The sequence below is a fragment of the uncultured Campylobacter sp. genome, assembly GCF_937997465.1.
Classification (GTDB): Bacteria; Campylobacterota; Campylobacteria; order Campylobacterales; family Campylobacteraceae; genus Campylobacter_A.
The window spans coordinates 1-5938 of record NZ_CALKTQ010000034.1 but is presented as its reverse complement, the minus strand read 5'-3'; the positions used below and the strand labels follow the sequence as shown (position 1 = coordinate 5938).

General features: G+C 47.9%; 6 protein-coding genes. 4 read left to right on the top strand and 2 right to left on the bottom strand.

What is annotated here, in order from left to right:
- Positions 1 to 52: 52 nt before the first annotated feature.
- Together Q0546_RS00980 and putP are read right to left on the bottom strand one after the other, a co-directional pair.
- A complete protein-coding gene (locus Q0546_RS00980; RefSeq protein WP_298789694.1) occupies positions 53 to 1300 on the bottom strand; it encodes a DUF2130 domain-containing protein in 1248 nt (415 codons plus the stop codon).
- On the bottom strand, positions 1301 to 2791 hold the full coding sequence (putP, locus tag Q0546_RS00975) for a sodium/proline symporter PutP (protein WP_298789692.1): 1491 nt from the start codon (positions 2789 to 2791) through the stop codon (positions 1301 to 1303).
- A gap of 140 nt (positions 2792 to 2931) precedes the next feature.
- Here putP and Q0546_RS00970 point away from each other — a divergent pair, with 140 nt between their 5' ends.
- The 4 genes from Q0546_RS00970 to Q0546_RS00955 all read left to right on the top strand — a co-directional run.
- Complete coding sequence (locus Q0546_RS00970) at positions 2932 to 3642, top strand: amino acid ABC transporter permease (RefSeq protein ID WP_002948422.1); 711 nt, start codon at positions 2932 to 2934, stop codon at positions 3640 to 3642.
- Entirely contained in the window at positions 3635 to 4363 is a 729-nt protein-coding gene (locus tag Q0546_RS00965) for an amino acid ABC transporter ATP-binding protein (RefSeq protein WP_002948421.1), read from the top strand. The genes Q0546_RS00970 and Q0546_RS00965 overlap by 8 nt, the downstream gene beginning before the upstream one ends.
- 12 nt (positions 4364 to 4375) lie before the next feature.
- Positions 4376 to 5197, top strand: coding sequence for a basic amino acid ABC transporter substrate-binding protein (locus tag Q0546_RS00960; RefSeq protein ID WP_298789691.1), 822 nt, complete (start codon positions 4376 to 4378; stop codon positions 5195 to 5197).
- A 60-nt stretch (positions 5198 to 5257) separates the two neighbouring features.
- The coding region (locus Q0546_RS00955; protein WP_298789690.1) for a transporter substrate-binding domain-containing protein at positions 5258 to 5938 on the top strand (681 nt) is incomplete at its 3' end.

The following is a 5938-nucleotide window of genomic DNA, read 5'->3' as shown; positions in this document are numbered from 1 at the left end:
GGTCGTCCGTGACTGCGGCGGGCGCAGAAAAATTTATTCTAAAATCCGCCGTTTATGGGGAATCAAACTCGCCCGCATCAAACCCCAGCTCCAGCGTCCTTATCTCCCCTATCGCATTTCCCGCGATTCCCTTTATCGAGCCAAACATCTCGATCGCGTTGTCGCGCACCTTTTCGATCTGTTTTTCGCGGCTCTTCCAGATGCGCTTCATAGCGTTTTTCTCGCGCTCCAGCTCCTCGCTCATCGCAGAAAAGCCCTCCACGATAGCCTCGATGCGCATCTTAAACTCGTTGCTGACGAGATACGAGTAGAGCATCTCCATCTTGTTTGAGCGGTTTTGCGCGTAGTTCCTAGCGAAATTTAGCTCCACGACGCCCTGTCTTAGCACGAAACAAAGCGCCTTAAACTCCTCGTAGTTGCACACCCATACGCCGTCAACCAGCCCCATGCGCTCTAGCTCCCGCGGGCGCGCCTCGCTAACTAGCACTCCGACGTCGGCGCCTGAGGCGCGCATATCGGCCTTAAATTTTTCTATCCATTCGTTTGAAAAATTTTTAGTACGTTTGCTTTCGTAGTAGATTTTGCCGCAGTTTTGCACCTCGCGGGTATTTACGATCTGCATTACATCCGCGCCGTTTGCGCCCTTTTTGACCTCGTCTATGGTGTCAAATACGAACTTCTCCCGTAGCCACGCCTCGATGGCTAGCTCTTGCGTCTCGCCTTGTAGCTGCTCGCTACCCTGCTCTATGCGTCTTTGCGCCTCGTTTAGCTGCTTTTTTAGCGCCTCTAGCTGCTCGTCTTTTTGCTTAAATTTTAGCTCGTTTTGCTCGGCTAGAGCCTTGCCTAGTCGCTCTTTTTCCTCGCTTAGACGTTTGCTTAGCTCAGCCTCGGTTTTTGCCATCAGCGCGCTTTCAAATTCGCTCTTTTCTCGCTTTAGCTTTTCTATCTCAAGCGTCTTTAAATTTAGCTCGTTTATCTGCTTTGACTTGGCTTCAAGCTCGGTTTTTAGGGCATTTACTATGTTTAAATTTTCGCCCTCGAGTTTTGCTTTTATCTCATTTTCGAGCTCGGTTTTTTTAGCGTTTAGGGCTGCGGCAAATTTAGCGTCGAATTCTTTTTCCTTTGCGCTTAAAGCGTCTAGATGCTCCTTATATTGCGCTCTTTTAGCCTCGATCTCTTTATCAAATTCTCGCCTAGCCGCCGCCATTTTTTGCTTCATTTCAAGCTCAAGCTCGGTTTTTAGGGCCAAATTTACATCGACCTCGGCGCCGCAGTTGCCGCACTTTACGCTACTTTGCATTTAAAGCCTCGTTTTCATTTTTTCAAATTCGTCCTGCACGGTGGCCGAGTTTGGCTCGTTGCTCATCTTGTCTATCGCATCGCCGTAGAGACTTGTTAGATAAATCACGATGCAAGATACCGCAAAGCCCGGCAAGATCTCGTAAACGTAAGAATTTAGCCCGAGCGCTATCCACGCGATCACCGTCGCTCCGCCCGTTATCATACCAAGAAGCGCCGCTAGCGCGCTCATCCTGCGCCAATAAAGGCTAAAAAGCAACACCGGCCCAAAGCTCGCGCCAAAGCCCGCCCATGCATAGCCCACGACGTTTAGCACGCTTTCGTTAAAGCTAAAAGCAAGCGCGGTAGCCACTAGCGCGACGGCCACGACGGCGTATCTGCCAGCTGCGACCTGAGCTTTTTGCGAGATTTCTTTTTTATAAAAGGCAAACACGAAATCCTGCGTCACCGAGCTTGCGCTAACCAAAAGCTGGCTAGAGATCGTACTCATGATGGCTGAAAGCACGGCTGAAATAATGATACCTACGAAAAACGGATGAAACAGCGTCTCGCCAAGCTGCAAAAAGACCTTCTCTGGGTCTGCTAGAGGCAAATTTAACTCGCTGTAATACACAAAACCGATCAGTCCGCTCATCATCGCTCCGGCTAAGCCGATCGCCATCCAGCCGATGCCGATGCGGCGCGCTTGGGCTAGCTCTTTTGAGCTTCGTATCGCCATAAACCTAACTATGATGTGCGGCTGTCCGAAGTAGCCAAGCCCCCACGCCATGAGTCCCAAGATGCTTAAAAAAGTCTGGTCGTAAAAGATGTTTAGGTGGTTTTTGCCGTATTTTGACACCTCGCTCCAAAAAGTAGCGCCGTCCGGCAAATTTAGATTACAAAACGCGACGATGGGTACGGCGACGAGCACCAAAAACATCAACATGCCCTGAAACGCATCCGTGATGCAAACCGCGCGAAATCCGCCGAAAAACGTGTAAAAAACGACGATAGCCAGCGTAAAAATTGCGCCAAATTTAAAATCCAATCCAAAAAAGCTCTCAAAGCTCTTGCCGCCCGCGATTATCCCGCTACTCACATATAGCGTGAAAAATATCAAAATCAAAAGCCCTGAGACTATGCGTAAAATTTTAGTCTCGTCTTTAAAGCGATTTTGCAAGAAATCGGGAATCGTGATGCTGTCGCTAGCAACCTCGGTATAGACACGCAGGCGCTTTGCTAAAAATAGGTAATTACAATACGCTCCTATAACGAGCCCCAAAACCATCCAAATCGTAGCTAGCCCCGTGGCATATAGCGCGCCCGGCACGCCAAGCAGCATCCAGCCGCTCATATCGCTAGCTCCGGCGCTTAGCGCGGTTACGACCGGCCCTAGGCGGCGATTGTCGAGCAGATATTCGCCCATATTGGCGTTTTTGTTATACGAGTATCGCCCCACGAAAAGCAAAAATCCAAAATACAGCGCGATGGCGATATAGCATGCATAATCCATTAAATTTCCCTCAGTTTTTTAAATTTAAGTTACGATAATATGATAAATTTGTTTAAAAGATAATTTTTTCACGTAAAAAAGGTTAAATTTATATTTTTTTTCGTATGATTAACCCTCATTACACTTTTAAGGTTTAAGAAATGCTAAACGAAAAATTTTTCAGGGCGTTGTTTTTCGTCGTCATCGTCTCCGCGGGCGTTTACTATTTTTATCCGACGGAGTTAAACGAGGCGCAACGTCTAGCTTACCTTAAAAGCTACGGCGTGACGCTGGGGCTCACTATCGGCGGCACGGCTATCGGCGTGACGCTGGGCTTTATTTTGGCGTTTTTAAAGTTTTTAAATATCAAAATTTTAAGCTTTCTCATCGACGAGTACGTAGATATCCTGCGCGGAACGCCGATTATTTTGCAGCTTCTTATATTTTCGGTCGTGATTTTTGCGACCTGGAGCGATAACTTTTACGTCGCTTTGATCGCGCTCGGGCTAAACAGCTCCGCCTACGTCGCAGAGATCGTGCGTAGCGGCATAAATAGCGTCGATAAAGGACAAATGGAAGCCGCAAGGGCTATGGGTCTAAACTACTACGTTTCGATGCGGGAGGTAGTGTTTCCGCAGGCGACTAAAAACATCCTGCCTGCGCTTGCGAACGAATTTATCTCGCTGTTTAAAGAAACTTCAGTCGTAGGCTACATCAGCGTCATCGATATCACGATGCAAAGCAAAAGCCTGCAAGCGGTATTTTATAGCCCAGAGCCCGTCATTTTCACGGGCATAGTTTACTACGTCAGCGTGAAGTTCTTTACGTTTTTGGTTAAAATTTTAGAGAGGAGGCTAAATCGCCATGATTGAGATTAGAAATTTGAGTAAAAATTACGGCGATTTGCGCGTCCTAGACGACATCAGCGTAGATATCAAGCAAGGCGAAATCATCGCTATCATAGGCCCTAGCGGCGGCGGCAAGAGCACGTTTTTGCGCTGCATAAACCGCTTAGAGGAGCCAAGCGGCGGGCACATCAAGATAAACGGCGAGGATATAACGGACAAAAAAACGGATATAAACAAAATCCGTCAAAAAGTGAGCATGGTTTTTCAGCACTTTAACCTTTTTGCAAATAAAAACGTCTTGCAAAATTTAACCCTAGCGCCGATAAAAGCGGGAATTTTGGATAAAGAAAGCGCAGAAAAAAGAGCCGACGAGCTACTAAAAAGCGTGGGGCTAAGCGATAAAAAATACGCCTTCCCGCACAAGCTCTCGGGCGGTCAAAAACAGCGTATAGCGATCGCTAGAAGCCTTGCGATGAATCCCGAGGTCATACTCTTTGACGAGCCAACGAGCGCGCTAGATCCAGAGATGATCGGCGAAGTACTAGACATCATGAAAGACGTCGCGGCAAAAGGCATCACGATGCTAGTCGTCACGCACGAGATGGGCTTTGCTAAAAACGTGGCGAATAGGATATTTTTCATGCACGGCGGTAAAATAGCCGTGGACGACACGCCTAAAAACGTATTTGAAAACCCTAGCAATCAGCGTTTGCAGGATTTTCTAGGTAAAATTTTAAACCACTAAAAGGAGGCCAAAATGTCACAAAACATCGTTGCGGCTTTGTCCGCTGGCAAATTTAAAAAACTTTTCGTTTTCGTAGCCGCCGCTTTGATGCTTTCAGGCTGCGGTCAAAGCTCGAATGAAAACGCGAGCAAAGACGCCGCAGTAAAAAACGAGGCAGCTCCCGTAGCGGTACAACAAACGATAAGAGTGGGCTCGAGCGCGGACTATCCGCCGTTTGAGTACATCGACGAGCACAACAAGATCGTAGGTTTTGAAATCGATATGATAGAGGCCGTCGGTAAGAAAATCGGCGTCAAATTTGACGTACAAAACATGAGCTTTGACGGGCTAATCCCCGCTCTAAAAACAGGCAAGATAGACGCCGCGCTAAGCGGTATGAGCGCGACCGAGGAGAGAAGAAAATCGGTCGATTTTACGAAGCCTTATTATTTTTCGGATAATCTTTTCATCCGCAAAAAAGGCACCGACGTAAATGCGACCAATATGCACCTCAAAAAAATAAGTGCGCAAATAGGCACATTGCAAGAGACCGCGGCTAAATCCATCTGCGGCGACCTAGCCGTGCCTGCAGAAACCGTAGCAGCTGCGATTTTATCGCTAAAAGCCGGCAAAATTGACGTCGTGCTAACAGATAGCCCGATCGGCTACGAGTATCTAAAGCAAAACTCTGATTTGGAGGAGTTTTTAAAGCTTCCTGACGGCACCGAGGGCTTTGCCGTTGCGTTTGATAAGGGCAAGCACCTAGAGCTAATCGGCAAAATAGACGCCGCGATAGAGGAGCTCAAAAAGAGCGGCGAATTTGACAAGATGATGGAAAAATACGGCCTAAAGTAAATTTGCGAGCCCGCACCGGGTCGCGGGCTTAAATTTGAAACCAAATTTAAAGGAGAGAACATGAAAAAGATTTTTGCGCTGCTTTTAGCGGCTCTAGCCACGCTTGGCGCTGCCGAGCTAAAGATCGGTACAGCCGCCAACTATCCGCCGTTTGAGTACGTGGACGAGCAAAACAAGATCACGGGCTTTGATATGGATCTAGTAGCCGAGCTCGCTAAACGCGCGGGCTTTGAGTACAAGATCGTAAATATGAGCTTTGACGGCCTCATCCCAGCTCTAAAAACGGGCAAGATCGACGCCGTAGCAAGCGCTATGAGCGCAACCGACGACAGACGAAAGTCGATTGATTTCACGCAGGCTTATTATGCGACCGAAAATATCTACTTGCGCGCTAAAGGCAACGACGCTATCGCGAGCAAAGACGCCCTAAACGGCAAAAGAGTAGGCGTACAACAAGGCACCGTCCAAGAGATCGCAGCTAACGCTATCGCGGGCGCCAAAGTCGTGCCTGCCGAGGATCCGGTTCCGCTAATCATGGGACTAAAAAAAGGCAAGATAGACGCAGTCGTGCTAGATAGCTCGATCGGCTACGGCTTTTTAAAGAAAAACCCCGAGCTTGAGGAATTTTTCAAAGAAAACGACGGTAGCGAGGGCTTTTCTATGGCATTTGACAAAGGCAAGCAAGCCGATCTAATCGCTAAAATAAACGCCGCACTTGACGAAATGAAAAAAGACGGCAGC

What these genes read in the sequence shown, in the direction of transcription:
- Q0546_RS00980 (WP_298789694.1), bottom strand. Translation starts at nt 1,300, where the DNA reads ATGCAAAGTAGCGTAAAGTGCGGCAACTGCGGCGCCGAGGTCGATGTA.
- Q0546_RS00965 (WP_002948421.1), top strand. Translation starts at nt 3,635, where the DNA reads ATGATTGAGATTAGAAATTTGAGTAAAAATTACGGCGATTTGCGCGTC.
- putP (WP_298789692.1), bottom strand. Translation starts at nt 2,791, where the DNA reads ATGGATTATGCATGCTATATCGCCATCGCGCTGTATTTTGGATTTTTG.
- Q0546_RS00960 (WP_298789691.1), top strand. Translation starts at nt 4,376, where the DNA reads ATGTCACAAAACATCGTTGCGGCTTTGTCCGCTGGCAAATTTAAAAAA.
- Q0546_RS00970 (WP_002948422.1), top strand. Translation starts at nt 2,932, where the DNA reads ATGCTAAACGAAAAATTTTTCAGGGCGTTGTTTTTCGTCGTCATCGTC.